Source organism: Microbacterium sp. STRO-1N (assembly GCF_057748015.1).
On sequence record NZ_CM173234.1, the window covers coordinates 175,220 to 201,058 of the forward strand.

The window sequence follows — 25,839 nt, forward strand, 5'->3', positions numbered from 1 at the left end:
TCGTGCGTCATCTGAGAGAACGCAGAATAACGTCGGCTCGTGGGGATCAGTCGGTGCCGGAGTCGAAGGCGGCACCCTCGGATGCCGCATCCACCGCATCCGCGAGGGCCTCATCCGTCTCGGCGAGCGTGGTGCCCTCGACCGAATCCGTGATCTCGTTCGACTCGCCGGCCGTGACGCGGCCGACGAGCTCGCCCGTGGCGCCGCCGACGAGGCCGAGGCCCGCATACTGCTCGAGGCGCGCGCGCGAGTCGGCGATGTCCAGGTTGCGCATGGTGAGCTGGCCGATGCGGTCGACCGGCCCGAAGGCGGCGTCCCCGACGCGCTCCATGGAAAGCTTCTCAGGGCCGTACGACAGGTTCGGCGAGACGGTGTCGATGATCGTCCAGTCGTCGCCGCGACGCAGCCTGACGGTGACGGAGCCGGAGATCGTCGAACCGACCCAGCGCTGGATGGACTCGCGCAGCATGAGCGACTGCGGCTCGAGCCAGCGCCCTTCGTACATCAGGCGGCCGAGGCGCCGGCCCTGCTCGTGGTACGTCGCGAGGGTGTCCTCGTTCAGGATGCCGTTGACCAGACGCTCGTACGTGATGAACAGCAGCGCCATCGCCGGTGCCTCGTAGATGCCGCGGGACTTCGCCTCGATGATGCGGTTCTCGATCTGGTCGCTCATGCCGAGGCCGTGACGTCCGCCGATCCTGTTGGCCTCGTCGACGAGCGCCACCGGGTCGGAGTACTCGACGCCGTTGATCGCGACGGGGCGGCCCTTCTCGAAGGTGACGGTGACGTCCTCGGTCTCGATCGCGACGGAGGGGTCCCAGAACTTCACGCCCATGATGGGGTCGACGGTCTCGAGCGACACGTCGAGGTGCTCGAGGGTCTTGGCCTCGTGCGTGGCGCCCCAGATGTTGGCGTCGGTCGAGTACGCCTTCTCGGCGGAGTCGCGGTACGGGAAGTCGTGGGCGACGAGCCAGTCGCTCATCTCCTTGCGTCCGCCGAGTTCGGTGACGAAGTCGGCATCCAGCCACGGCTTGTAGATGCGCAGGCGGGGGTTCGCGAGCAGGCCGTAGCGGTAGAACCGCTCGATGTCGTTGCCCTTGTAGGTGGAGCCGTCGCCCCAGATGTCGACGCCGTCCTCCTTCATCGCGCGCACGAGCAGCGTGCCCGTCACCGCGCGACCGAGCGGCGTCGTGTTGAAGTACGTCTTGCCACCGGAGCGGATGTGGAACGCGCCGCAGGCCAGGGCGACGAAGCCCTCTTCGACCAGCGCGGTCTTGCAGTCGATCAGGCGCGACTTCTCGGCGCCGTACTCGAGTGCGCGGCCGGGGATCGACTCGATGTCGTCCTCGTCGTACTGCCCGAGGTCACCCGTGTACGTATAGGGGACGGCGCCCTTGTCGCGCATCCAGGCGACGGCGACGGAGGTGTCGAGGCCTCCGGAGAATGCGATGCCGACGCGCTCGCCGACGGGGAGGGACTGAAGGACCTTGGACATGGCTCCCAGTCTATCGGCGCGCGGCGTGTCGCCTTGATCGGCGGGTGCGCCAGCGCGACGGAACGGATTTCGGACGAATTCGTGACGAAAGCGCGAGAACGCCGTCTTACTAATGAGGCCGTTCATTCCGCCTCGCCGACGGCGCCTCACGGCGTCCTGACTGAAGGAGCAGACATGGCTGAGCAGGTTTCCGGCACAGCGGCCAAGGCTCGTGGCGCCGAGGCGGCGTCGGGCGAGCAGGGGCGCACGGTCATCGACGACGCGATCGTCGCGAAGATCGCCGGCATCGCGGCACGTGAGGTCGAGGGCGTCTACGCGCTCGGCGGCGGTGCGGCCAGGGTCGTCGGCGCCATCCGCGACGCGCTGAACTCCACGGACCTCACCCAGGGCGTCAGCGTCGAGGTCGGGGAGCGACAGGTCGCGGCCGACATCACGATCGTCGCCTCGTACCCGGTGTCGTTGCAGAAGGTCGCCGCGGACGTCCGCGCCGCCGTGTACCGCGCCATGGAGGAGCTCGTCGGCATGGAGGTCGCCGAGGTCAACGTCACCGTGAACGACGTGCACATCCCGTCTGACGACGAGGACGGCTCAGAGGAGGCGCGAGTCCGGTGACCTCCACGGTGACGGGGGCGATCTTCGCCGGAGCGCTCGCGATGTGCTGGGTCGCCTTCGGCTTCTGGGCGTTCGTGTTCGTCGCCGTGGCCGTGCTGATCGGGGCCGGGATCGGCCGGATCGTGGACGGTCGGCTCGATGTGCGGGCGATCGCCGACGCGCTGCGCGGACGCCGCTCGTCGTCATGACGGCACGCGGGTCGCTCGACGGCCGGACGACGATCACGGCGCGAGCCCTGCAGAGGCTGGCGACCGGCGTCGTCTCGGATGCCGCCGAAGTGGGGGCCGATCGCGTTCGCGTGGACCTGGGGGACCAGCACGGCGCGCTTCGGATCTCGATCACGGTCCCGGTGCTGCTGGGGCGCTCCGGGGATCTCGTGCAGCGGGGAGCCGGGATCAGGGACCGCGTCGTCGAGTCGCTGGGGGAGTATGCCGGGCGTCGGGTCGGAGTCGTGGACGTCCGATTCTCGGGGGTCGAACGCACGGACAGGAGAGTGCTGTGAAGGAGAAGGCGCGCGTGTATCGACGCGTTCTGCGCAGGGAGACGCACTCGTCGCGCACGACATCGGCCGTTGTGGCCGTGGCGGTGCTGGCCGTGCTCATCGTCGTGGGGATCGGCGTGATGGCGTGGTCGGTGCTCGATGTGGGAGTCGCGCACCACCTGGCGACGTATCCGACCGGCGCAGGGCTGGGGACCCTGGTCGCGGTCGGGTGCGTCGCCGTTCTCCTGGCCGTGGTGTTCCTCGCCGCGGGTGTGCTCCCCGGGAGGCGCCCGCGGCGAGCCCGCACGCTCGCCGAGCATGCGCTCCTCGTGGACGACGGGGTGCTGGCGGATGCCGCGGCGGATGCCGTCGCATCCCGCTGCGGGATCGACCGTGCGCAGGTGAGCGCCGTGGTCGGTCGGCGTAGGGTTCGCGTCGAGATCGTGCCGACCAGCGGCGTCGCGGTCGACGAGGAGTCGGCCAGGCAGGCCGCGCTGCGCGTGTTCGACGAACTCGGCTTCGCGGTCGAGCCCACCGTCGTGGTCAGGGATCGGGGGGTCGTCGGGTGAACGCCACCAATCGCGTGGTCAACCGCATCGTGCTGGTGCTCGTGGCGCTCGTGCTGGGCGCCGGAGGCGCGATCCTGCTGCTGTACGGGGTCGGCCCGGCCTGGGCTCAGCCTCTGCGCGCCGAGATCGAAGGGGCGGCGGCCGCCGGCAGCGGCCTGTTCGACGACGCCGCGGTGGCGCTGCCCGATGGGCGCGAGGTGCCGATGGCCGCACTCGCCGCGGCGGGTGCCGGGGCGGTCATCATCGTGCTCGCCGTGGTCTTCTTCGCGACACGGGGTGGTGGGCGCTCGTCCACGGTGCTGTCGGTGCGGGACGCGGGCGGCGTCACCACTGCGGATGCGAGCGTCGTCAGAGCAGGCGTCGACGCGGAACTGCAGGGCCGCTCCGACGTGATCGCCGCGCACACCGACGTGCATGTCGTGCGCGGCGAGACCGTGGTACGGATCCGCGTGCGTCCACGTCGCGGTGCGGATCTCGCCGGCGTGCTCGTGGCCGCCGGCGCGGCGATCGACGAGTGGGCGGCGCTGTGCGGCACGCGGATGCCGGTGCTGCTGCACTTCAGCGAGCACCGGTTCGTCGACCGCCTCCGATCCGGCACCAGGGTCCGGTGAGCCGATGACGCAGACACGTCTGGACGACGTCGACGACGCGCTGATCGTGGCCCGCGCCGTGGATGGGGACACGGCCGCATTCGCCGTGCTCGTCCGCCGCTACGCGCCCATGATGCGGGCGCACACGCGCCGTCTGCTCGGGGGAACCGCCGACGTCGACGACATCGTCCAGGAGACGCTGGTCGTGGCGTGGCAGCGTCTGGATGAGCTCGACGATCCGGCGGCGGTGCGGCCCTGGCTCATGCGGATCGTGAGCCGCCGTGCGATGGACCGGATCCGGGCGACGCGGATGCATCTCGACGTGAACGAGATCGACCACGAGGCGCCGGAGGAGACGTCGCCGCCGCGGATCGTGGAGGCGAGGGAGCGTGCGGCGGCGCTCGACGACGTGCTCAAGGAGCTTCCGGAGGCGCAGCGGCAGTGCTGGGTCCTGCGCGAGCTCGGCGGGCAGTCCTACGAGGAGATCGCCGAGGAGCTGTCGATCCCGGCATCCACCGTGCGGGGCCTGCTGGCCCGTGCACGCAAGTACATCATCGTGAGGATGGAGCAATGGCGATGACCCCGGACTTCGACCATGAGCATCTCGACGGCCACACCATCCAGGAGCTGAGCGCGTATCTGGACGCCGGACGGGAGCCCGCGGATCCGTCCATCGACGACTCGCCGGGTTGCCGGCTGGCGCTGGACGCGCTGGAACGCCTGCACGGCCTGGCCCCCGAACTCCTGCAGGCCGATGAGGAGGACCTCGCCAGGGTCGATGACACCTGGGTGGCAGCGGTGATGGCGGGGATCGCGCTGGATGCGCGCGCAGGCAGAAGGATCCCGTACGTGTCGGGCGTGGGCGACCTCGCGATCACCGAGGGGGCCGTGCGCGGCCTCGTCCGCGGGGCCGAGAACCGGGTGCCCGGCGTGCTGGTCGGCCGATGCCGGTTCGACGGTGACGTGTCGCAACCGGGCGCTCCGGTCCGGGTCGACGTCGACATCAGCATCCTCTACGGGCGCCCCGTCGGCGAGACCGCCGCCGCCGTCCGTGCCGAGATCCTGCGCGATCTGCAGCAGCACACCGATCTGGCGATCATCGGCGTCGACGTCAGGGTCCATGATGTGCACCTGCTGCCGACCGCCGAGAGAGGGGAGTGAACGATGACCGACCAACGTCTGGTCACGGCGCTGGAGGCCGCGGTCCTGGCCGTTCCCGGTGTCGTCGGGCTGTATCGCTCCGGCACGCTGCTGGGCAACGCACTGGAGGTCACGACGCAGGCGGTCGGACTCCGCGACGCGGGGTCGCGACTGCGGATCTCGGAAGAGGCGGAGCGCACCGGGGTCGAGGCGGCGATCGGCGTGAGCGAGGCCGAGGCCGCGTCGATCACGATTGCGCGCGTGCGCGACGCGATCATCGAGGTCGTGGCAGAGCACGCGCTGCCACCCGCCGACGTGGTGCTGACGGTCGTGCGGGTGGAACCGACCTGAGACGGCGGGTCAGGTGCGCCGGGTCGCGTCTTCATCGCCGCACTTCGCTGACGCCCGACCAGCCGCGTGCTGGATCACCGGCGCCTCGGCATCCGTCCGACGTATCGGCCTCAGGATGCCGGGGGACACGCCGCGCGGCACGCGACCCGTCCGGGATTTCAGCACCAGAGTGATGCTCGGAGGTGCGACATGGGCGAGGCGATCCTGTGGGGAGCCGTGGCGGCGGCGCCGCTGATCATCGGTGCCGTACTCGCGACACTGCGGCCGTGGCCGCCCCGGTGGCTGGGCATCGTCCTCGGATTCGGCGCCGGCGCCCTGATGGCATCCATCGCGTTCGAGCTCTGGGAGGAGGGACTCGATCTCGCGGGCCCCCTTCCGCTGGCGATCGGCGTTGCGGTCGGCGCCGGCTGCTACTACCTCGCCAACCGCATCGTCGAGAAGAGGGCGACGGCATCCGCGGGGTCGCAGGGTGCTCCGCTCGCGGTCGGCGCGCTGCTGGACGGCATCCCCGAGCAGCTGGTGCTCGGTATCGGGCTCGCCTCGGGCGAAGGCGTGAGCGTCGCACTCGTCATCGCGATCCTCGTCTCCAATCTGCCCGAGTCGATCGGCTCGGCATCCGATCTGCTCGACGGCGGTATGAAGCGCACCCGCGTGCTCGGGCTCTGGGCGGGCGTCGCGATCGTGTGCATGCTGGCGACGGTGGCGGGCTTCGCCCTGGCGGATGCCGTGACGACCGAGTTCCGCGCCGCGGCCAGCGGATTCGCGGCCGGCGCCCTGCTCGTCATGCTCGTGGACTCGATGGTCCCGGACGCGCAGTCCAAGGCGAAGGACCTCACGGGTCTCGCCACAGTCCTCGGTTTCGCGGTCGCGGCCGGGCTGTCGCTGGCGAACTGATCCGGCTTCAGTACCCCGGGTAGTCCTGGAGCTTCTGCTCGAACTCCGCCCGATCGGCTTCGCTGAGCAGGTCCGGCGCGAGGAACATGATCTGCAGTCCCTCGACCGGCTCGCCGGTGCGGGCGGCCTGCGCCTCGCGGGATGCCGTGAAGTCGCCCGTCTCGTCGTGCGAGGTGTCGTAGATCGTGGCGTAGAACCGGCGCGGACCGGGGTAATCGTCGCTGTACCATTCCCACACGTCCTGCGACCGGGGGTCTGCGGAGCCGTAGAGCTTCTCCAGCATGGACTCGTCGAGGCCGGAGGACGCGTCGTTCAGCGAGATGATCCCCCACATGTCGTGCTCGGCCAGCACGTCGTCGATCACGTCCATGACCTCGAGCTTGCGGTCGTAGTCCCGGATCGGCTCGTTCGTGCCCCACTTCGCGGAGGTGTACTGCACGAGCATGGATTCGCCGCCGTAGCCGTTGCGCTCCGGGCGCAGGTCCTCGTCGCCGGCCGGGGTCCAGGTGTACCCGAACTCGTCGCTGAGGCGGTCCCGGATGTCGGCGAGAGTCGCCTCGGACGACTCCCGCACCTCTTCGAGCGACGGCTGCGCGAGGATGTCCGAGTTCGGGGTGTCCTTGACGCCGGGGTAGGCCTCCTCGTGCTTCTGCTCCTCGGTCTTCTGGCCCTCGTAGCTGCCGGACGCCGAGGTCTGCACGGCTCCCATCGCGCCGACCGTCGCGATGTTGAACAGCAGCGCGATCGAGAGGGCGACGGCGCCGAGCCGGCGTCCGCGCCGCGTGACGAGCGCCGCGATCGCGACACCCAGCACGACCAGTTGCAGGGCGAGCATCGTGATGCCGTAGATCGTGTCGGTTCCGCCGGCGAGGAACGTGCCGAGCAGGATCACCGCGAACAGGATGCCGGAGACGAGCGCGATCCAGCCGACCGCGTTCGCCGGCTGCTTCGGGGTCTCGCTCGTCGCGACCGCGTTCTGCACGGCGACGGCGGCGGGGTCGGGAGTGCGACGTGCACCGCGGTAGCCGCCAGGGGGCGGCAGCGGCGGGGCGCCGTCGGAGTTCGTGACGTAGCGGGCGCGCTGCTCTTCGGGATCTACCATGGCTTGTCCGTCCCGGAGCCTGAGCCGTCGCCGTCCTCGTTCTCCTGGCGCTCTTCCCGGCCCTGGTTCAGTCGATCTTCGAGGTCGCCGAGCTGATCGTCGCTGGGTCCCTCCTGCTCGGGCTGCTCCTGCGGCTCCTCGCCCTCGCCGTTCTGCTGCTGCTCCTGCTGTTGCTGCTGCTGCTTCTGCTTGAGACGTTCCTCGGTCTCCTCGATGGTGTCGCCCATGCTGCGCTCGGGGTCCGAGGACTGCTCATCGGCCTCTGGTTCCCCGCACTCCGCCGGCGTCTCCAGCGTCACCGTGAGCGCTTCCGCGTACAGGGCGGCGGCGCCGGGGCCGTCGCCCTCGTCACGAGCCGCATCGCCCATCTGCTCGATCACGAGCGCGAGGTTGACGCGCACGCCGCAGACCTCGAGACCGTGCGCGAGGGGCAGCGCCTCCTCGAACTTCGCGCGGGCCTCGGGCAGCCGCATCGAGCCGGCGAGACCTGTGCCGACGTTGAACGGCGCCTTGTACGGCTCGAACCAGTTCAGGAACTCCTGTCCCTCACCGGCGCGGATCGTCCCCTCGTAGTCGCCCACGACGTACGACGTGATCGACTGGTGCGCGAACGCGTACATGCTGAGCAGCTTGCCGGTGAACAGCAGTGCGGCCACGGTCAGCGGGAGCGTTCCGATCACGATCCACTTCCGGATGCTGCGTCGTCGCCGGTTCGCGGCCAGCAGTGCGGCGGCCGCGTCGGTCGAACTCGCAGCGGTCATCGGTCACCCCCTGGTCGTGAGGACAGCCCGCGCAGCCGCGCGACGCGCGCGGTCGCCACGGCGAGTTCGACGGCGAGCAGCAGCCCCATCGCGACCGCGGCGATCCAATACAGCTCGATCACGTTGCCCACCTCACCGGACTCGGCGTAGTTCGTGGTCGTGGTGGGCGCCTCTGGCAGCTCGATCGCGGCATCCGCCGTCCGATGCTGGTACGGGATGCCGAGCTCCTCGGCGATGGTCTGCAGATTCGTTTCGTCGATCACCGACAGCGCGTCCGCGCCCTGGTACTGGATGTACGAGTCGCCGGTGTCGCCGAGGGACGTGTCCTTCATCGGGCCGCCCTCCGCCGTGCCGTAGCCGAGCACGATTCCGCCGTCGGTGTACTCGGCGCTCGCCGCGAACGATTCAGGCTCGGTGGCGGCCGTCTGCTCGCCGTCGCCGAAGTAGAACACCATCCGCGAACGATCCGGCGAAGACGACGCCGCGCTTTCCAGCGTCTCGGACACCAGCGTGCTCGCCACGCCGATCGACGAGCCCTGCGACTGCGACGTGACTTCGGGGCGCAGCACCTCCATCGCGGACGCGAGAGCGGTGGTGTCGGTGGTCAACGGCATCCGCAGTTCGGCTGTGGCGTCGAACGTGACCAGCGCGAAACGGGCGCCGGGGTACTCGTCGATGATCGCCTGCACGTCCGCGCGGACGCCGTCCAGGCGCGGCCGGTCGCCGTCCCAGTCCTCGGCGACGATGCTCGCCGTCGTGTCGACGACCAGGACGACATCGGTGTCGGTCGCGAGGGTCTGGCTCGTCCCGCCGGGGATGCCGGGGCGCAGCAGCAGCGCGCAGCACGCCAGGACGACGAGGACCCGCCCGACCCACAGCATCCGTGCACGCAGGTCGGGCGCCTTGACCAGGCAGAGCACGGCGACCGCGACGAGCGGCAGGCCGATCAGCGCGATGAGCCAGGGGTTCAGGACGGGTTGGAAGATCACAGTCGCACCCTCCACAGCACGACGATGAGACCGAGCACGGGGAGCACCAGCAGCACGATCCACAGGTTCGGGTCGTCGCTCCACACCACCTGCGCCTGCCCGCGGAGCTCGGTGGCCTCCTCTTCCTGCACCTGCGTGACGATGTCCGCGACCGTCGTCGTCTCGCGCAGCCCGAAGGCCGCCCCGCCCGTCGCCTCGGCCGCGGCGATGAGCTCCTCGCTGGGTTCGGTGTCCTTGCCCTCGACCGGGTTCAGGGCGAACACCCGGATCTGCTTGGATGCCGCGTACGCCGCCGCCTCGTCGAGGGTCACGATCGATGCGCCGTTGACCTCGTTGTCCGTGGCCAGGATGATCGATCGGCTGCGTTCGTCGCCCTCATGATCGAAACCCATGGCGCAGGATGCGAGTCCGTCGCCGATGAGCGATGCGCCGGGTCCGTTCAGCGTGCCGACCCAGTGCTCCGGGATGTCCTGGACATAGTCGAAGCTCTCCCTGATGCGCTGCAGATGCTCGCGGACGAACTCGTAGTCGTCCGTCAGGGGGAAGATCTGCACGGCCGAGCTGTTGAAGATCACCAGCCCGATGCGTTCGCCCTCGAACCCGTCGAGCAGCTCGTCGAAGACCGTCAGCACCTCGATGTCGACGTCGCTCATGGATCCGGAGACGTCCAGGCACAGCATGATGTCGCGGCTCGTGTTGACGGGCTGGATGGTCTGCGACGACATCGGCCGGGCGGCGACGACACCCGCGAGCAGCACGGTCACGGAGGCGAGAGCCAGCAGGCCGCCCAGAGCGAGCGCCCGCCGGCGCACCGCCTGCCGGAACGAACCCAGAGTGCGCAGCCGCTCGGCGCGGGCGATCGGGGCGGCGTCGGAGGCGGCATCCGCTCTGCGTCGACGCAGGCCCACCAGCAACCCGATGCCGGCGGCGATCAATACGGCGAAGACGGCGCCGACGAGCATCCAGATGTTCGCTAGTTCCATGCCGTCACCACCGTGCGGGCCGCGGAGACGCCGGCGGCCGGATCGATGGCGGGGCCACGGCGGAACACGCTGGGGTAGTAGTGCCGGTGCAGTGCATCGATGAGCGCCGGATGCACGCCCATCGCGATGAGGTCGTCGAGCGCGAGCACTGGTGCTTCGACACCGCTGTACTCGTTGACGAACGCGCGCACGGTGCGGCTGAGCTCGAGGTTGGCGCGCTTGGCGTCGATCTCACCGGCACCGTAGGCCGCCTCGATGCGGTCGATCTGCTGCAGGTATTCGGTGCGCAGCACCGCGAGCACCTCGTCGATCCGGGTCGGTCCCAGCGGTGCGGCGCCGGTGAGTTCCAGGCGGCGCTTCGGGCGGGTCAGGACGACGACGATCCAGGCGGCCAGGATCAGGACCGCCAGGATGCCGAGGGCGAGCAGCATCCAGCCCCAGCCGTACTGAGCAGGAGGGTAGAGCTCGTCAGAACCGGACATTGGCCCTCCGGTTCAGCATGCGCAGGAGGTCGGTGACGGCATCGTCCTGCGTGCTCAGATCGACGCGGCTGATCTCGAGACGGTCCAGCAGCTCGTCACGGCGCGCGGCGTCGGCGGCGGCGAGCGCCGTGAGTTCGCGCACGATCGCCTCGTCGCCCTGGACGAAGTCCGGCACCTGCCAGCGGCTGTAGACGTCTGCGCGAACGCGGCCGGTCATGTGATCGAGCACGGGGTCGGCGTCGCGCAGTGCGATCCACAGGACGTCGTGCTGCACGCGCAGTCGGCGCAGCAGCCGTTCGGTCTCGTCGGTCACCGGTGCCTCGTCGGTGACGACGACGAGGATCATGCGCCGCGAGACGGTGCGGGCGACATAGCTCAGCAACCCGTTGCGGTCGCTCGGTGCCGTGCTGGTGCCGATGGCGTGATCGATGCGCCGGAGGGCGTGCTCGAGTGCGCCTTCGCTGCGCGCGGGCGCCATCCGCCGGATGCCGGAGGCATCGCCGTGCACCACGGTGAAGTCGTCGCCGTGCCGCAGCGACAGGATGCCGAGGGCGCCGGTCGCGAGGATCGCGAGCTCCTTCTTCGGACGCTCGTCGTGCGCGAGCGCGGTCATGCCGCGGCCGGTGTCGACGACGAACATCACGGTGTGCATCCGCAGCGCCCGGTGGCGCTTGACCAGGGGCGTGCCCTGCTTCGCTGTCGCGCGCCAATCGATGTCGCGCACCTGATCGCCGTACTCGTAGGCGCGCAGGTCCTCGAAGTCGTGGCTGCGCCCGCGCATGAGCGACGCATACGCGCCGTCGAGGGCGTGCATCGATTTCTGCGACGAGTGGATGAAGAGCTTCGCCCTCACCCTGGTGATCAGACTGGCCATGGACTACGGGGTCGGCACCGCGGCGAAGATCTGGTCGATGATGTCCTCGCTGCGCACGCCCTCGGCATCCGCTTCGAACGTCAGCAGCACGCGATGGCGCAGGACGAGGTGGCGGAGCGTGCGGATGTCCTCTGGGACGACGTGCGTGCGCCCCATGAGGAGGGCGAGGGCCCTGGACGCCTGCAGGAAAGCGATCGAGGCGCGGGGGCTCGCGCCGTACTTGATGAGGCGGGCGCGCTCCTCGCCGATGTACGGCGCCGGGTTCCGTGTGACGTACGCGAGCTGGACGATGTAGTTGCGGATCGACGCATCCACGTACACGCGGCTCGCGATGTCCTGCAGCTGCTCGATGTCGGCGAGGGAGACCGCGCTGCCGACGTGGCGGTCGGGGTCGAGCACGCCGGAGTCGATGCGGTTGAGGATCTCGAACTCCTCGGCGGGGCTGGGGTACTCGACGATCTCCTTGAGGAGGAAGCGGTCCATCTGCGCCTCGGGGAGCTCGTAGGTGCCCTCCTGCTCGATCGGGTTCTGCGTCGCGATGACGAGGAACGGCCTCGGCAGGTGGTGCACCTCGCCGCCGATGGTGGTCTGATGCTCCTGCATCGCCTCGAGCATGGCCGACTGCGTCTTGGCGCTGGAGCGGTTGATCTCGTCGAGCAGCACGAAGTTCGCGTGCACCGGACCGAGCACGGTGCGGAACGATCCTGTCGCGGCGTCGTAGATCTGATTGCCGGTGATGTCGCTGGGGAGGAGGTCAGGCGTGCACTGGATGCGCTTGAACTGCGCTCGAACCGTGTCGGCGAGGGTGCTGGCCGCGGTGGTCTTCGCAAGGCCCGGCACGCTCTCGAGCAGGATGTGACCGCCGGCGATGAGCGAGATCAGCAGGCTCAGCCGCAGTCTCTCCTGGCCGACCATCTTGGCCGAGTACGCGTCAGTGATGATCCGGAGGATCTCGGTCGCGCGGGCGAGCTCGGCATCCGTCGTCTGCGGACCGGATGCCGCGGTGGAGGTGGTGGTGGTGGCCGGTGCCGGCGCGCTCATCGTGGTGGGGACGCTGCTGATCGGCGGCGCGGGTGCCGGCGGAGGCGGAGGGACCGCCGGGCCGCCGTTCGACGCGGGGTAGGGCTGGTTCATCTCGGTCTCCTCGCTCGCACCGGGGGAGACACGTCAATGCCACCCCCGGGAAACAGCGTAACCCGCGCGGGTTGCCGTCCCCCGAAAGGCCGACAGACAGCGGGGCGGGTGCGTCTCTAGAGTGGACGCGCCGCTGCGCTCACGCGTCGACGGCACCGATCCGATCGAGAGAGCGAACAGATGACCACGACACCGACCCCCACTCGCAGCGACCGGCTCTGGCGTGTGACGATCATCGCGATCTTCGTCATCGGGGTCGCGACGTGCGTGGTCGTTCCGACGCTCAACGGCAACTTCCGCTCCGCCACGGTCGGGCTGCCCGTGATCGCCTTCGGCATCCTGATCGCGGCGATCCGTTCACTGAAGGACTGACCCTCGGGGGTGCCTGTATCCTGTCCCGCCGGGACGTGTTACTTTTTTCACACATCGGCAAGATGTCCTCTTTACCTCACATCAGTCGGGTGGTTGTTTCTTCTAACAACAGCTTGTGGTGCCATTTTTCGAACACGGATGGGGTGGTCGACGTGAAACTACAGACGGCATCAGACCTCGCGCGTCTGGTCAAGAACGCGCGCGCTCAACGGAACCTCACCCAACAGGACGTCGCCGACGAGGTCGGCATCACTCGTCAGTCTCTCGCCCGACTCGAACGTGGCAACGGTGGTACCTCCTTCGACACGGTGCTGCTCATCCTCGACCGTCTCGGCATCCACCTGGACGCCACCACTGACGGCCGCACCGCTGCTGTCGCCATGAGCGGCGCTGCCCAGGCCGCGGCCGACGCACTCGCCCAGCGCATCACACCGCTGATCGGCTCGGGCACGCTCGAAGCGCTCAACAAGCAGGTCCTTGGCTCGTTCCCCCAGATCGACCCCTCGCTCCTGCCCAAGATCGACACCTCCGGCCTCCTCACGCAGATCGAGGTCAACCTCGACCCCGCGGCACTCGCCTCCATCCGTGAAGCCTCCCGCGGGCTCACCGAGCGTCTCACCATCCCCGGCTCCGTTCTCATCAATCCGCCGCGAGCGGGGGAAGCCGGCCCTCGGGCCACCGCGGAGGCCCGAGCGGATGCTGACCCGGATGCCGCGGGGGGTGTCGAATGATCCGCGCCCTCAACGTGTACCTCTACGACGCTCACGTCGCCACGATCGTCCGGCGAGGCGAAAACCTGCAACTGCGCTACCTGCCCGAGTACGTCGAGTCGGACAGCCCCGTCCCCATCTCCGTGACACTCCCCGTCGTCACGACCCCGTTCGGGAATGAAGCAACCAAGCGGTTCCTCGACAATCTCATGCCCGACCGCGCTGACGTCCGCTCACGCTGGGCGCGGGAAGCGAAGCTGACCAGCGACAGCACCTTCGACCTGCTCTCCGTCTACGGCGCCGATGTCGCCGGCGCGCTCGAGTTCTACCCCACCGGCACATCACCCAGGCAGGAGGAGAACCTGACGCCGCTCACAGAGAAGGAGATCGGTGACCGGATCCGGCAGATCCGTCGAGACGACTCCGACTGGCTGCAGCACCGCGCCGTCGAAGAAGGGTTCTCGCTTGGCGGCGCTCAGGGGAAGTTCGCGCTCACTCTTCGCGACGATCAGTGGTTCGAGCCGTCTGGGCGGCAGCCGTCGACACACATCTTCAATCCGGGCATGCAGCCCCTGCCCGGCTCCGACGTCACCGAGCACATCACGCTACAGGTCGCGCGCCTGCTCGGGATCAACGCAGCCGCATCCGTGATCGCCGAGTTCGACGGTGAGCACGTCCTCATTGTGGAACGTTTCGACCGCTTCGACGACAACGGCGCCATCGGCCGACTCCACCAGGAAGACCTCGCGCAAGCTACCGGGACGTCCCACGTTCAGAAATACGAGTCCGACGGCGGCCCCGGCTACCGTGACATCTTCACCATCTTCGACCGCAACCTCAGCGCCGCCGACGCCAAGACCGCCAAAGAACGGTTCGCGAAGCTGCACGTCTTCTCCTGGATCATCGGTCACAACGACGGCCACTCCAAGAACTACTCCCTCACCCATGTGCCCGGTCGTAGCGTGCTCGCCCCCTTCTACGACCTCAACAGCTCGCTCCCGTTCAAGCCACGAGAGCAAATCCTCGCCCACGATCCTGCCGTCTTCGACAACGTCGAGCTCGCCTTCACCGTCGACGGCGCCAACACCCTCGGTACCTTCAACGCCGACAGCATCCGACGCCTCGAAGCCGACGCAGGGCTTACCGAAGGGTACCTGCGGGAGTTCGCCCTCCAGCTCGCCGCAGGCCTCCAGCCTGCCGTCGCCGTCGTCACGGAATCCATCCCTGATCGCCTGAACGAGCTCCCCGCCGTCACGCTCTACCCGCACGCCACTTACACGCAGACCCGCAGAGTCATCGACGCCCTCACCTGACCGGGCCACAACTGTGACGCCAGCGTCGCAGGCGGGAGTGCGGTTGTGCACGTGGCGGTGTCCCCGACCCACAAATGCCGGGGCAGCGAGAAGAGATCCGGCGGCCGACGTTCACGCGAACGGGGGATTCGCGCATTGGGGAGGGGGAACGTCGGCCGCCGAGCTTGTGGGGAACCTGGGTCAGCGGCTCCACCCGTCGTCATCGCGACGGTCGTCATCATCGCCGTGGCGATGGTCATGGTCCCGACGGTCATCATCGCGATGCCCGCGGTCGTCCTCACGGCGGTCGTCGCCGCGGGCGTCCTCCTCACGCCGGTCGCCATCCGAATCGGATCCCGCTGTGTCGGACGGGTGGTGCGGCTCGGGATTCACGGCTGTCGGACCGTCGTCGTTCCGACCGCGGTCGTCACGATCGCGGTCGTCGCTGTCGGGTAGGCCGTTCGGGGGAGTCACCGGTGAAACGACGACGGGTGCCGGGGCGTCGTACGCCTCCAGTTCCTCGTCCCGCTCTTCTTCGGCGGGCGGCGGTGCGACCGGAGGCGGAACCGGAACGGCGGAGGCCGCCGGCGTCGGAACGGCCGTGCGGATCGCGGTGCTCCGATCGACCAGCGGTTCGTCGGTCGAGACGACGTCGGTCACGATGCCGCCGGGGACGACGACGCTGGTCGAGTCCCGGTCGGACGCGCCGAACGCGGATGCCACAGCCGGAGCGGTCACGGCGACCAGGCCGAGCGCACCGGCGACGGCGACCGTCACCAGGGTCTTCCTGTTCATCGTTTCCTCCCCAGGCCGCGCGAAAGCGCTGCGTCCCGCATACAAGGATGAACGACGGATCTAAGCGGCGGGGTAAAGGAAGATGAAAGCTCTTTTAGATCCACAGGCATGGGTTCCGGCATCCGGATCCCCGACAATGGTTCCCATGCCTGTGCGCGAGCCGACCGCACCCGACGCGCGTTCCGACGCGGCCGGGTTCTCGGTGCGGGCGCGGTTGACGATCGTGATCACCCTCGTCGCAGCGCTCGGGATGCTCGCGGTCGGCATGGCCGTCTACGCCGTTGAGCGCTATCGCATCACCGAGAGCGTTCAGGATCAGCTCCGCGCGGATCTGGAATCCACTCGTCTGATCGTCGGCACGCCCCCTGATGGCGGATGGACCGACGCGACCGACGCACTCGCGAGCATCATGCGAGTGCTCGTGCCTGGCGAGACGAGCGGCGCGATGGGGCTGATCGACGGCGAGGTCGCGCTCGTCCCCGGCGTCGGGCGCGACGTCGACCCGAGTGCGGACGCGGATTTCGTCCGCCGCGTGGCCGACGAGACCGCCGGTGGCGACGTCGTCGCGGGCACCTACCGGGAGAACGGGAAGGACTGGTCCTACCTCGCGGCGCCCGTCGAGGTCTCGTCGGATCCGGACACCGCGGCGCTGTTCGTCACGGTCTACGACCTCGATCTGGAGTTCGGCGGTCTCGAGCTCTCGGCCCGCGCCTATCTGATCACCGCGATCGGCGCGCTGGCCGTGATCGCGGCCGTGTCGTGGTTCGTCTCCACGCGGCTGCTTCGGCCGCTGCGCGAGATGCGCGAGATGGCGGAGCGCGTCTCCGCCCTCTCGCTCGACGAGCGCCTCCCGTTGCGCGGTCGAGACGACGTCTCGGGCCTCGCCCGGACCATGAACGGGATGCTCGACCGCATCGATGAGGCGATGGCCGCGCAGCGGCGGCTGCTCGGCGACGTGGGCCACGAGCTGAAGACGCCGCTCACGATCGTGCACGGCTACCTCGACGTGATGGACGCGAAGGACCCCATCGACGTCGAGCACACCCGGCTGCTCGCCGTCGACGAGGTCGAGCGCATGGGGCGGCTCGTCGGCGATCTCGTCGATGTCGCCGTCCTGCTCGACGACGAAGGACTGCGACGCGCGCACGTTCCGGCCGGAACGCTGCTGCGCACGATCGCGCAGAAGGCGACGATGATCGCCGACACGGACGTCGTGCTCGGCGATGTCGCCGAAGGGGATGCCGAGATCGACGCGGCCCGCGTCACGCAGGCCATGCTGCAACTCATCCAGAACGCCGCGACGCACGGCGGAGGCGCGGTGGAACTGTCCTCCGAGCTCGCGGGCGGTCGGCTGCTGCTGCGTGTCAGGGACCACGGCCCCGGTATCCCGGATGAGGACAAGCAGCGCATCTTCGAGCGCTTCCAACGACTTCAGGACGGCGGGCGCGGCCCTGACGGCAGCGGTCTCGGACTCAGCATCGTCCAGCTCATCGCCGAGCAGCACGGCGGCGAGGCGCTGGCCGAGGATGCCGAGGGCGGCGGTGCCCTGTTCACGCTCAGCATCCCGATCTCACCGTCCGCGGCATCCGGTGCCGACGACGCCGATACGCTGGATCCGCAGGCGCGATCGACAGGAGGCGAGTGATGCCCTCCATCCTCATCGCCGATGACGAACCGCGTATCGCTGGATTCCTCGAGAAGGGGCTGCGAGCAGCCGGCTTCGCCACCCGCGTCGCGAACAACGGCAGGCAGGCGCTCGAGCTCGCGCTGACCGACGAGTTCGATCTTCTCGTCCTCGATGTCAACATGCCGGAGATGACCGGCTTCGAGGTGCTCGAGCAGCTCCGCGGGACGGGTTCGCAACTGCCCATCATCATGCTCACCGTGCGCATCGAACTGCGCGACACCGTCGCGGGTCTCGAGGGCGGGGCGGACGACTACATCGCGAAGCCGTTCCGCTTCGAGGAACTCCTCGCTCGCATCCGGCTGCGCATGCGGCAGACCAGGACGCCGACGATCAACGAGCTCGTGCACGGCGACCTGGTGATCGACCTGTCCGCCCGCCGGGCACGAGTCGACGGGGTCGAGATCGACCTCACCGCGCGGGAGTTCGCCCTCGCGGAGGAGTTCGTGCGGCATCCGGGCCAGGTGCTGAGCCGCGAGGTGCTGCTCAGCCGCATCTGGGGATACGACTTCGACCCAGGATCCAACGTCGTCGATGTCTACATCGGGCATCTGCGTGGCAAGCTCGGTGCCGAGCGCATCGAGACCGTCCGCGGCATGGGGTATCGGATGCCGTGAGGTCCGTCCGCGTCAGGATCGGATGCCGCGGCGCCGACCGATCCACACCACGAACGCGCCGACGGCGACGATGACGACCGCGATGCCCAGGACGTAGCCGGCCACACCGATGTATCCGGCCGGCACCTCGTGCGGATTGAGGAACGGGTACGGGTACCACCACGAGTATCCGGTGAGGGGCGCCGTGATGAACTCCGCCCGGATGAGCGTGTACGCGGCCCACACGATCGGGAACGCGGCGACGATCCACAGCACCGACCACGGCAGAGCGCGCCGCCGAGGGGCGAACAGCACGTCGAGCAGCATCACCACGGGGATCGCCACGTGCAGCGTCTCGTTGGTCCACACGTCCGAGAGGCCGGCGAGAGCGATGTTGCGCAGCAGGATGTTGTAGACGATGCCGGTGACGATCATGTACGAACTCGCGCACACGAGAAGCGTCGCGAGCCACGCCGGCTCGGCGTCGGAGGTGCGCCGGTTGCGCAGCATCCAGATCCCGCCGATGGCCAGCGCCACGACGGCCACGAGGTTCGAGAGGATCGTGAAGTAGCTGAAGAAGTTCGTCACCACGGTCGGCAGGTGCGAGCCCCACTCCGTGTCGGAGGCGAGCGCATTGCTGATCACGAGCCACGCCTGCCGGGTGATGGCAGCCGCGCCGAGGACGGCGGCGGCAAGTCGGACGTATGCCCACCAGTTCATGTGTTCCTCCGCGCGTCAGCGTAGCGGCTATCGCCATCGGCGGATATATCGCTGATTCAGGATGAGAGCATCAGGCTGCTTACATCGAGCGCGCGTAGGGTTGTGGAGGACTGGGGGGTTCGCGGCGGGAGAAAGGCCGAGAACATGGGGATGCATGATGCGCAGCTGGAAGAACGGCTGCGCCTGAACGTGAACGTCGCGCACTCGCTCGGCGATCGTGTCTACGAGGTGCTCCGCGACGCGATCGTGGAGGAGCAGCTGGAGCCCGGCGATCGACTGAGCGACAAGGAGATCGCCGAAACGCTGGGCATCTCTCGCACGCCGGTGCGCGAGGCGTTGCAGCGCCTCGCCTGGATCGGGCTGGTCGAGGTGTCGCCGAGCCGGTACACCCGGGTGACCGGGGTGTCCGAAGAGCTGGCTGCCGGATCGCTCGAATACACCGCGCTGCAGGCCGGTCTCGCGTTGCAGCTCGCTGTCCGCCGCATGGATGAGACCGAGCTCACCGAGGCGGTCTCGCGTCTCGACGGCATGATCGACGCTGCCGATCGCGACGATGTCGGAGAGCTCATGCGCGCGGCGCGGGCCTTCATCGCGTACGTGTCGCGGCACTCGGGGAACGCTGTTCTCACGCGGGTCATGTCCGATGCGGCTCCGCTGCTCGAGCGCAACGTCCGTCGTGCTCGGCTGGACCAGCCGCCGCTCGCGGCGCGCGCCGTGGCCTATCGGGGTCTGCGCGAGGCGATGCTCGCGCGCGATGCGGACGCCGCCGAGCGGTGGCTTCGCGGCCTGCACGACCCGCTCGTGATCTAGGGCGTTCCGGCGCAGGGCGATCCATCGTCAGGGGTTCCGCGCGCGAGCGGTATATCGCTAGAGTCGTGCCCGAGGGGCAGCGACGCACGGCGAGGGAGGGCGCATGAGCGACGGGCTGGACGCGGTCGAGAGTACGAAGAAGCGGCGACGGCGACCCCGCGGAGGTCTCAGCATCCAGTCGAAGCTGCTGATCATGCTGCTCAGTGTGAGCCTGCTGTCGTCGATCGTGGTGGGCGCGATCGGGTTCATCAACGGTCGCCAGTCGCTGCACGACGCGGCGATCGACCAGCTCATCACGATCCGCTCGATGCGCTCGGCGGAAGTCGTCGAAGCCGTGGACGACGTGCGCGAACAGGCTTCGCTGAACTCTCGCAATCTCAGTGCGCAGAACATGTCGACCGCGATCAACGCCGGGTACGAAGAGCTCGAGCAGCAGGTGATCGCTCCGGAGCAGCGGTCGCAGCTGGAGAGTTACTACACCGACATGTTCATCCCCGAACTCGAAGCGCGCACAGGCGAAGAGTACGGCGATTCCGCCTTCATCCCCGAGACCGTCGCAGGGCAGTACGCGCAGATCCACTATTCGACGACCAACCAGGATTTCGACACCGACTACGACAAGCTGCTCAGGATGAACGACGCCGGCGATGGATCGGCGTATTCCGCGGCGACCGAACGATACGGCGATTACTTCACGCGTCTGGTCGACAGGTTGGGGTACGAGGACGCCTTGCTGCTGAATCTCGACGGCGATGTCGTGTTCAGTGCGTACAAGGGGGTCGATCTCGGCACCAATCTGCTCACCGGTCCGTATCGGGAGTCGCAGCTGTCGCAGGCGTACACGGACGCGATCGCCACCAATTCCGTGGACGCCATTGCCATGACCGACTTCGAGCGATGGATCCCATCGTTGAACGTTCCGTCGATCTGGGTCGTCTCGCCCGTCGGCAACGACGAGCGCATCACCGGCGCGATTGCGTTCCAACTCTCCATCGACACGATCAACGACGTCACAACCGGTTCGGAGCAGTGGAAGAGCCAAGGCCTCGGCGACACCGGAGAGGTCTATCTCGTCGGTCTCGACGATCTGATGCGCAGCACCTCACGTCGACTGATCGAGGACCCGGACTCGTACGCCCAGCACGCCGTCAACGGCGGCACGCCTCCGTCGGTGGCCGAACGGATCGTCGACGTCGGCGGCACCGTTCTGCTCCAGCCGATCAACACGTTCGCGGTCGCGCAGGCGCAGGCCGGCAAGTCGGGGACCACGACGGGCGACGGATATCTCGGCGTGGACAGCGTGACAGCCTATGCGCCATTGGAGATCGAAGGCCTGGATTGGGTGATCGTCGCCCGCATCGACTCGGCCGAGGCTTTCGCACCTGTCACAGACTTCACGCGCAACGTGCTGCTCTCGCTCCTCGGCATCATCCTCGCGGTGTCGGTGCTCTCGCTGGCCTTCGCGCAGGTGTTCACGCGCCCGATCCACCGGTTGGTCGGAGCCGTGCATCGCGTGGCGGAAGGGGACCTGGATGTTCAGGTGCCACAGGGGTCTCGCGACGAGTTCGGAGATCTCGGCAGCGCCTTCAACGACATGGCCTCGAGCCTGCGGATCAAGCAGGACCTCATCGATGAGCAGCAGAAGGAGAACGAGAAGCTGCTGCTCACGCTCATGCCGGAGAGCGCAGCCGCCAAGTACCGCCAGGGGGACGAAGCGATCACCGAGGCGCACGAGAACGTGTCCGTCGTGTTCGCCGAGCTGGTCGGATTCGACGACTTCGCGCGCGAGCTTTCCGCGGAGGAGGAGATCGGCTACCTGAACACCCTGATGCGAGGATTCGACGAGGCTGCCGAGAAGGCCGGGGTCGAGAAGGTGCGCACCCTTCGAGGTGGATATCTCGCGTCATCTGGTCTCGCCGTCCCGCGCGTCGACAACGTCCGCCGCAGTGTGGAGTTCGCCCGCGGTCTACGGGACGCGGCCGCCCGGTTCAACGCCCAGAACAACAGCTCGATCGCGATCAGGGCGGGCGTCGACACCGGAACCGTGACCAGTGGTCTGGTGGCGCGCACGAACCTGGCATACGACCTGTGGGGCGACGCCGTGAACCTCGCGTATCGGGTGCGCTCGGTCACCGGTGAACCGGGCATCTACGTCAGCCAGACCGTGCGTGATCGCACGCAGGAGATGTTCGCGTACACCGAAGCGGGGACCGTCGAGGTGCAGGGCCGGACCGAGACCGTGTGGAAGGTGGCTTGAGATGGCCGACGCGTTCCAGGACGGGTGGGCCTGGTGGGTGATCGGCATCGCCATCGGCGTCCCGGTCGTCCTGGTCGTGCTCACCGAGCTCATCGGCGCATTCACCCGCAAGGACAACCCGATCGCCGGTCCGCTCAGACTGCTGCGCAACTGGGTCATCCCCATCGGGGCGCTTTTCGCGCTGCTGGGATTCGCTCTGCAGTCGCCGGCGGATCAGGTGTGGGTCAGGGTCGTGGCCACGGTCTTCGGATTCCTCGTGATCCTGCTCGTGCTGTCGTCGTTCAACGTCGCGCTTTTCGCCAATGCGGAACCCGGCTCGTGGCGGGATCGGATCCCGACGATCTTCGTCGAGATCGCGCGTCTCGCGCTGGTCGTGATCGGTCTGGCTCTGCTCTTCTCCTGGGTGTGGGATGCCGATGTGGGCGGCCTCATCACCGCACTCGGCGTGACGTCGATCGTGATCGGGCTCGCACTGCAGAACGCCGTCGGCGGGGTGATCTCTGGACTGCTCCTGCTGTTCGAGCAGCCGTTCAAGATCGGTGATTGGCTGGATGCCGCCGGGGTCCGCGGGCGGGTCGTCGAGGTGAACTGGCGTGCCGTGCACATCGACACCGGCTCCGGCATCCAGATCGTGCCGAACTCGAGCCTTTCCGGTGCGTCGTTCACGAACCTGAGTGAGCCGGAGGGGCCCTACTCGGCCACGACCGAAGTCAAGTTCTCAACAGACGACCCGCCGCATGAGGTCATGGCGCTGCTGCTCGAGGTGGCTGACGCCCTCCCCATGCGGATCAAGGGGGAGCGCGCCGGGGTGGGTTACAGCGGCGGTGGTGCGTACAGCGTGTCGATCCCGCTGGCGGGGCCCGCGGATGCCGCGAACACGCTCTCGATGTATCTGTCGTGGCTCTGGTACGCGTCGCGGCGTCGCGGGTTCGCGCTGGACGGGGACTCCACGGATCCGCTCTCCGAGCCCGCGCTGCTGCGCGAGGCGATCGGGAAGATCGCTCCGACGCTGCACCTGCGGGACGAGGACGTTGAAGGGTTCGCCGCAACGGCCCACCTCGAGAGGTTCGGCGTCGGCGAAGTCGTCCTGCCGTCCGGCGTGATCCCCGAACGCGTCTCCGTCGTCGTGTCCGGTCGGGCTGCGCTCTCGATCGAGGTCGACGGCGCCCGCGTCGATTTCGGGACGGCCGAACCGGGCGAGATCATCGGGCACACGGCGCTCACGCGTCAGAGGTCGCAGGCCGTGACGGTGGCATCCGAGATCCTGACCGTGGTCGTGGTGCCTTTGGGTGCGGTGGACGAACTGATCCGGTCCCGTCCGCGGCTGGCCATGGAGATCGGCGAATCGCTCGAGTTGAAACGCCGCCTGGCGGAGGATCGGCTTGCAGAGCTCGGCATCTCACGCCGGACCATCTCCGATCGCTGACCTCATCGAGGGTGTCCATCCCCCTTCGATAGGATGGAGCCGCCCGAAGCGGGCCAGCTCATCGGCCGGTGCAAACCCGGCGAAAGCAAGGGGGTTCACCCATGCCAGGAATCGTTATCGTCGGCGTCCAGTGGGGCGATGAAGGCAAGGGGAAGGCCACCGACCTTCTCGGTGAGCGCACCGACTGGGTCGTGAAGTTCAATGGCGGCAACAACGCCGGGCACACGGTCGTCGTCGGCGACGAGAAGTACGCGCTGCACCTGCTGCCCTCCGGCATCCTGTCTCCCGGTGTGAACCCGGTCATCGGCAACGGCGTCGTGATCGACCTCGAAGTGCTCTTCAGTGAACTCGAGGCGCTGTCGGCGCGTGGCATCGACGTCTCGCGGCTGCGCGTCAGCGCGAATGCGCACATCATCACGCAGTACCACCGCACGCTCGACAAGGTCACCGAGCGCTTCCTCGGCAAGCGTCAGATCGGCACCACAGGCCGTGGCATCGGTCCGGCGTACGCCGACAAGATCAACCGCGTCGGCATCCGCGTGCAGGACCTGTTCGACGAGAACATCCTGCGTCAGAAGGTCGAGGGTGCGCTGGATCAGAAGAACCACCTGCTGGTGAAGATCTTCAACCGCCGCGCGATCACCGCCGACGAGATCGTCGACGACCTGCTGTCGTACGCCGAGCGGCTGCGGCCGATGGTCGCCGATACCGGCCACCTCATCGACCAGGCGCTCGGCCGCGGCGAGGTCGTCGTGTTCGAGGGCGGCCAGGCCACCATGCTCGACGTCGACCACGGCACGTATCCCTTCGTCACCTCGTCGTCCGCCACCGCCGGCGGCGCCTCGACCGGCTCCGGTGTCGGCCCCGGCGCGCTCGACCGCATCGTCGGCATCGTCAAGGCGTACACGACGCGCGTCGGCTCCGGTCCGTTCCCGACCGAGCTGTTCGACGAGCAGGGCGAGTGGCTGCGCAAGCAGGGCTTCGAGTTCGGCACGACCACCGGCCGTCCGCGCCGCGTCGGCTGGTACGACGCGCCCATCACTCGCTACGCGACGCGCATCAACGGCATCACCGACCTCGTGCTCACCAAGCTCGACATCCTCACCGGTCTCGAGCAGATCCCGGTGTGCGTGGCGTACGACGTCGACGGCGTCCGCTTCGAGGATGTTCCGGTGAACCAGACCGACTTCCACCACGCGAAGCCGATTCTGGAGTACTTCCCGGGGTGGTCCGAGGATATCTCGAAGGCGCGCAGTTTCGAGGATCTCCCTCAGAACGCGCAGGACTACGTGCTCGCGCTGGAGAAGATGAGCAACACGCGCATCTCGGTCATCGGGGTCGGCCCCGCTCGTGACGAGATCATCGTGCGCCACGACCTGCTCGACTGATGACGCGGTTCTGGCTCGGTGGCTACGGCGCCGGCATGGACGGGTCGGCGGACGGCATCGGTCTGCTCGCGGGCGACGCGCAGTCGGCGACGACGCTCGCGTATCGGGGCGCGGTCGCGGCCGCACCGTCGCCGTCGTGGCTGGCCGAGCATCCCCGGCTCGACGTCGTCTACGCGGCGCTGGAAGGGGATGCCGCGGTGCAGGCCTTCGCCCGCACCGGCGAGGCGACCCTCGCGCCGCTGGGCGATCGCGTTCCGGTCGGCGAGAACGTCTGTCATCTCGCGGTCGCGCCGAGCGGGAAGTCCCTCGTCGCATCCTGCTACGGCGACGGCAAGGTCGTGCGCATCGGTCTGGATGCCGAGGGCCGGCCGGTCCCGGATGCCGAGGACAAGGCAGCGGCGGTGCGGGCGGCGCTGTTCGGCGAGGATTCCGATGCCGGATCGGGGGCCGACACGCCACATGTCGGCCGCGACGCGGCGAACGTTCCGACATCCGGCGCGTCGGCAACCAGGGCGGGCGTGGGCGCTGCGGCATCCGATCCGTACGGCACCCGGGTCGGCGCCGAGCCGCGGGTGTCGCACGCTCATGCCGCCGCCTTCCTGCCGGATGGGCGCGTGGCCACGACGGATCTCGGGTTCGACCTCGTGCGGTTCTGGCGCCCGACGGCGGCGGGGCTCGCGCTCGATCACGAAGTCGTGCTGCCGCAAGGCACGGGTCCGCGGCACATGGTCGTGCACCCGAGCGGTCACCTGCATGTCGTCACTGAGTACTCGTGCGAGGTGTTCACGCTCGCGGCGGGTCCGGACGGAACGTGGGCCGTCGTTTCCGCGACGCTCGCGAGTCCGATCGCCGAGGTGGGCACCGACTTCCCCGCCGAACTCGCCCGTAGCCGTGACGGTCACGTGCTCTACACCGCGCTGCGCGGAAGCAACACGATCGCGGCGCTCCGCGTGCACGGCTCAGGGGACCGACTCGAGTCCATCGCACTGGCAGACTCCGGTGTCGACTGGCCGCGTCATCACCTCGTGTTCGAGGGCAAGCTGCTCGTCGCGGGGCAGCGGTCCGACACGGTCTCGCTGCTCGATCTCGATGAGCGCACCGGCGTTCCTCTCGGCATCCGGCACACCGCGCAGGCTCCGGCGCCCACCCACATCCTGCCGGTGCGCTGACCCGAGCTCTCGGTCTGTTCTGGCTGACGGTGTTCCGCGCGTGCGCTCGCGTGCAGCTGAGTTCAGATGTCGAAAGGTGTGGAGGACGGTCCTGTAACGTCCGCTCGCTGAGCTGCTGGACCCGCGAGGGCCGTCCGTACACTGACATGCATGTGGGGGACGT

The 25,839-nt window shown here is 68.5% G+C and carries 29 protein-coding genes; 19 read left to right on the plus strand and 10 right to left on the minus strand.

The annotated features are described in order from the left end of the window. Window positions 1-46 precede the first annotated feature (46 nt). On the minus strand, window positions 47-1,495 hold the full coding sequence (gene argG, locus AC3ANJ_RS00895) for an argininosuccinate synthase (RefSeq protein WP_488317793.1): 1,449 nt from the start codon (window positions 1,493-1,495) through the stop codon (window positions 47-49). A 174-nt stretch (window positions 1,496-1,669) separates the two neighbouring features. On the opposite strand from argG, the gene AC3ANJ_RS00900 reads away from it, so the two are divergent. The 9 genes from AC3ANJ_RS00900 (at window position 1,670) to AC3ANJ_RS00940 (ending at window position 6,132) form a co-directional block, all read left to right on the plus strand. Next, the gene (locus AC3ANJ_RS00900) at window positions 1,670-2,107 is read left to right on the plus strand and encodes an Asp23/Gls24 family envelope stress response protein (RefSeq protein ID WP_488317794.1); all 438 of its coding nucleotides are present in this window, start codon (window positions 1,670-1,672) and stop codon (window positions 2,105-2,107) included. Next, complete coding sequence (locus tag AC3ANJ_RS00905; RefSeq protein ID WP_488317795.1) at window positions 2,104-2,295, plus strand: DUF2273 domain-containing protein; 192 nt, start codon at window positions 2,104-2,106, stop codon at window positions 2,293-2,295. The genes AC3ANJ_RS00900 and AC3ANJ_RS00905 overlap by 4 nt, the downstream gene beginning before the upstream one ends. Continuing rightward, complete coding sequence (locus AC3ANJ_RS00910) at window positions 2,292-2,609, plus strand: hypothetical protein (protein WP_488317796.1); 318 nt, start codon at window positions 2,292-2,294, stop codon at window positions 2,607-2,609. Before AC3ANJ_RS00905 ends, AC3ANJ_RS00910 begins: the two co-directional genes overlap by 4 nt. After that, the gene (locus AC3ANJ_RS00915) at window positions 2,606-3,157 is read left to right on the plus strand and encodes a hypothetical protein (protein ID WP_488317797.1); all 552 of its coding nucleotides are present in this window, start codon (window positions 2,606-2,608) and stop codon (window positions 3,155-3,157) included. The genes AC3ANJ_RS00910 and AC3ANJ_RS00915 overlap by 4 nt, the downstream gene beginning before the upstream one ends. Next, window positions 3,154-3,768, plus strand: a complete 615-nt coding sequence (locus tag AC3ANJ_RS00920; protein WP_488317798.1) for a hypothetical protein — start codon at window positions 3,154-3,156, stop codon at window positions 3,766-3,768. Before AC3ANJ_RS00915 ends, AC3ANJ_RS00920 begins: the two co-directional genes overlap by 4 nt. Window positions 3,769-3,772: 4 nt before the next feature. Next, window positions 3,773-4,327, plus strand: coding sequence for an RNA polymerase sigma factor (locus tag AC3ANJ_RS00925; RefSeq protein WP_488317799.1), 555 nt, complete (start codon window positions 3,773-3,775; stop codon window positions 4,325-4,327). Beyond that, complete coding sequence (locus AC3ANJ_RS00930) at window positions 4,318-4,908, plus strand: Asp23/Gls24 family envelope stress response protein (protein WP_488317800.1); 591 nt, start codon at window positions 4,318-4,320, stop codon at window positions 4,906-4,908. Before AC3ANJ_RS00925 ends, AC3ANJ_RS00930 begins: the two co-directional genes overlap by 10 nt. Before the next feature lie 3 nt (window positions 4,909-4,911). Next, the gene (locus tag AC3ANJ_RS00935; protein WP_488317801.1) at window positions 4,912-5,238 is read left to right on the plus strand and encodes a hypothetical protein; all 327 of its coding nucleotides are present in this window, start codon (window positions 4,912-4,914) and stop codon (window positions 5,236-5,238) included. 189 nt (window positions 5,239-5,427) lie between these two features. Beyond that, window positions 5,428-6,132: a ZIP family metal transporter gene (locus tag AC3ANJ_RS00940; RefSeq protein WP_488317802.1), complete on the plus strand. Its 705-nt coding sequence runs from the start codon at window positions 5,428-5,430 to the stop codon at window positions 6,130-6,132. A 7-nt stretch (window positions 6,133-6,139) separates the two neighbouring features. Here AC3ANJ_RS00940 and AC3ANJ_RS00945 read toward each other — a convergent pair whose 3' ends face one another. The 7 genes from AC3ANJ_RS00945 to AC3ANJ_RS00975 are packed head-to-tail and all read right to left on the minus strand — an operon-like array spanning window position 6,140 to window position 12,364. Continuing rightward, entirely contained in the window at window positions 6,140-7,234 is a 1,095-nt protein-coding gene (locus AC3ANJ_RS00945) for a hypothetical protein (RefSeq protein WP_488317803.1), read from the minus strand. Then, window positions 7,228-7,995, minus strand: a complete 768-nt coding sequence (locus tag AC3ANJ_RS00950; protein WP_488317804.1) for a hypothetical protein — start codon at window positions 7,993-7,995, stop codon at window positions 7,228-7,230. Before AC3ANJ_RS00950 ends, AC3ANJ_RS00945 begins: the two co-directional genes overlap by 7 nt. Beyond that, entirely contained in the window at window positions 7,992-8,984 is a 993-nt protein-coding gene (locus AC3ANJ_RS00955; RefSeq protein WP_488317805.1) for a vWA domain-containing protein, read from the minus strand. Before AC3ANJ_RS00955 ends, AC3ANJ_RS00950 begins: the two co-directional genes overlap by 4 nt. Further along, complete coding sequence (locus AC3ANJ_RS00960; protein ID WP_488317806.1) at window positions 8,981-9,967, minus strand: VWA domain-containing protein; 987 nt, start codon at window positions 9,965-9,967, stop codon at window positions 8,981-8,983. Before AC3ANJ_RS00960 ends, AC3ANJ_RS00955 begins: the two co-directional genes overlap by 4 nt. Further along, the gene (locus tag AC3ANJ_RS00965; protein ID WP_488317807.1) at window positions 9,958-10,449 is read right to left on the minus strand and encodes a hypothetical protein; all 492 of its coding nucleotides are present in this window, start codon (window positions 10,447-10,449) and stop codon (window positions 9,958-9,960) included. Before AC3ANJ_RS00965 ends, AC3ANJ_RS00960 begins: the two co-directional genes overlap by 10 nt. Next, complete coding sequence (locus AC3ANJ_RS00970; protein ID WP_488317808.1) at window positions 10,436-11,323, minus strand: DUF58 domain-containing protein; 888 nt, start codon at window positions 11,321-11,323, stop codon at window positions 10,436-10,438. The genes AC3ANJ_RS00965 and AC3ANJ_RS00970 overlap by 14 nt, the downstream gene beginning before the upstream one ends. Before the next feature lie 3 nt (window positions 11,324-11,326). Next, the gene (locus AC3ANJ_RS00975; RefSeq protein WP_488319326.1) at window positions 11,327-12,364 is read right to left on the minus strand and encodes an AAA family ATPase; all 1,038 of its coding nucleotides are present in this window, start codon (window positions 12,362-12,364) and stop codon (window positions 11,327-11,329) included. Between the two features lie 273 nt (window positions 12,365-12,637). Here AC3ANJ_RS00975 and AC3ANJ_RS00980 point away from each other — a divergent pair, with 273 nt between their 5' ends. The 3 genes from AC3ANJ_RS00980 to AC3ANJ_RS00990 all read left to right on the plus strand — a co-directional run bounded on the left by AC3ANJ_RS00980 (window position 12,638) and on the right by AC3ANJ_RS00990 (window position 14,852). Next, window positions 12,638-12,829 carry a hypothetical protein gene (locus AC3ANJ_RS00980; RefSeq protein WP_488317809.1) on the plus strand — a complete coding sequence of 64 codons (192 nt, stop codon included), beginning with the start codon at window positions 12,638-12,640 and terminating at the stop codon, window positions 12,827-12,829. Between the two features lie 152 nt (window positions 12,830-12,981). Beyond that, window positions 12,982-13,560, plus strand: coding sequence for a helix-turn-helix transcriptional regulator (locus tag AC3ANJ_RS00985; RefSeq protein WP_488317810.1), 579 nt, complete (start codon window positions 12,982-12,984; stop codon window positions 13,558-13,560). Then, window positions 13,557-14,852 (plus strand): HipA domain-containing protein, encoded by a 1,296-nt coding sequence (locus AC3ANJ_RS00990; protein ID WP_488317811.1) that lies wholly within the window; start codon window positions 13,557-13,559, stop codon window positions 14,850-14,852. Before AC3ANJ_RS00985 ends, AC3ANJ_RS00990 begins: the two co-directional genes overlap by 4 nt. Before the next feature lie 180 nt (window positions 14,853-15,032). On the opposite strand, the gene AC3ANJ_RS00995 is transcribed toward AC3ANJ_RS00990, so the two are convergent. Beyond that, window positions 15,033-15,626 carry a hypothetical protein gene (locus tag AC3ANJ_RS00995; protein WP_488317812.1) on the minus strand — a complete coding sequence of 198 codons (594 nt, stop codon included), beginning with the start codon at window positions 15,624-15,626 and terminating at the stop codon, window positions 15,033-15,035. A 145-nt stretch (window positions 15,627-15,771) separates the two neighbouring features. On the opposite strand from AC3ANJ_RS00995, the gene AC3ANJ_RS01000 reads away from it, so the two are divergent. Together AC3ANJ_RS01000 and AC3ANJ_RS01005 are read left to right on the plus strand one after the other, a co-directional pair. After that, window positions 15,772-17,271 (plus strand): sensor histidine kinase, encoded by a 1,500-nt coding sequence (locus AC3ANJ_RS01000; RefSeq protein WP_488317813.1) that lies wholly within the window; start codon window positions 15,772-15,774, stop codon window positions 17,269-17,271. Beyond that, entirely contained in the window at window positions 17,271-17,927 is a 657-nt protein-coding gene (locus AC3ANJ_RS01005; protein ID WP_376175783.1) for a response regulator transcription factor, read from the plus strand. The genes AC3ANJ_RS01000 and AC3ANJ_RS01005 overlap by 1 nt, the downstream gene beginning before the upstream one ends. A 12-nt stretch (window positions 17,928-17,939) precedes the next feature. Here AC3ANJ_RS01005 and AC3ANJ_RS01010 read toward each other — a convergent pair whose 3' ends face one another. Then, the gene (locus AC3ANJ_RS01010; protein WP_488317814.1) at window positions 17,940-18,626 is read right to left on the minus strand and encodes a Pr6Pr family membrane protein; all 687 of its coding nucleotides are present in this window, start codon (window positions 18,624-18,626) and stop codon (window positions 17,940-17,942) included. Between the two features lie 144 nt (window positions 18,627-18,770). On the opposite strand from AC3ANJ_RS01010, the gene AC3ANJ_RS01015 reads away from it, so the two are divergent. From AC3ANJ_RS01015 to AC3ANJ_RS01035, 5 genes are all read left to right on the plus strand, one after another. Further along, on the plus strand, window positions 18,771-19,436 hold the full coding sequence (locus AC3ANJ_RS01015) for a GntR family transcriptional regulator (RefSeq protein WP_488317815.1): 666 nt from the start codon (window positions 18,771-18,773) through the stop codon (window positions 19,434-19,436). Window positions 19,437-19,539: 103 nt separating this feature from the next. Beyond that, window positions 19,540-21,693, plus strand: a complete 2,154-nt coding sequence (locus AC3ANJ_RS01020) for an adenylate/guanylate cyclase domain-containing protein (RefSeq protein ID WP_488317816.1) — start codon at window positions 19,540-19,542, stop codon at window positions 21,691-21,693. Between the two features lies 1 nt (window position 21,694). Beyond that, window positions 21,695-23,119, plus strand: a complete 1,425-nt coding sequence (locus tag AC3ANJ_RS01025; RefSeq protein WP_488317817.1) for a mechanosensitive ion channel domain-containing protein — start codon at window positions 21,695-21,697, stop codon at window positions 23,117-23,119. A 101-nt stretch (window positions 23,120-23,220) separates the two neighbouring features. Then, entirely contained in the window at window positions 23,221-24,507 is a 1,287-nt protein-coding gene (locus AC3ANJ_RS01030; RefSeq protein ID WP_406247689.1) for an adenylosuccinate synthase, read from the plus strand. Then, window positions 24,507-25,676 (plus strand): lactonase family protein, encoded by a 1,170-nt coding sequence (locus AC3ANJ_RS01035; protein WP_488317818.1) that lies wholly within the window; start codon window positions 24,507-24,509, stop codon window positions 25,674-25,676. Before AC3ANJ_RS01030 ends, AC3ANJ_RS01035 begins: the two co-directional genes overlap by 1 nt. Window positions 25,677-25,839 lie beyond the last annotated feature (163 nt).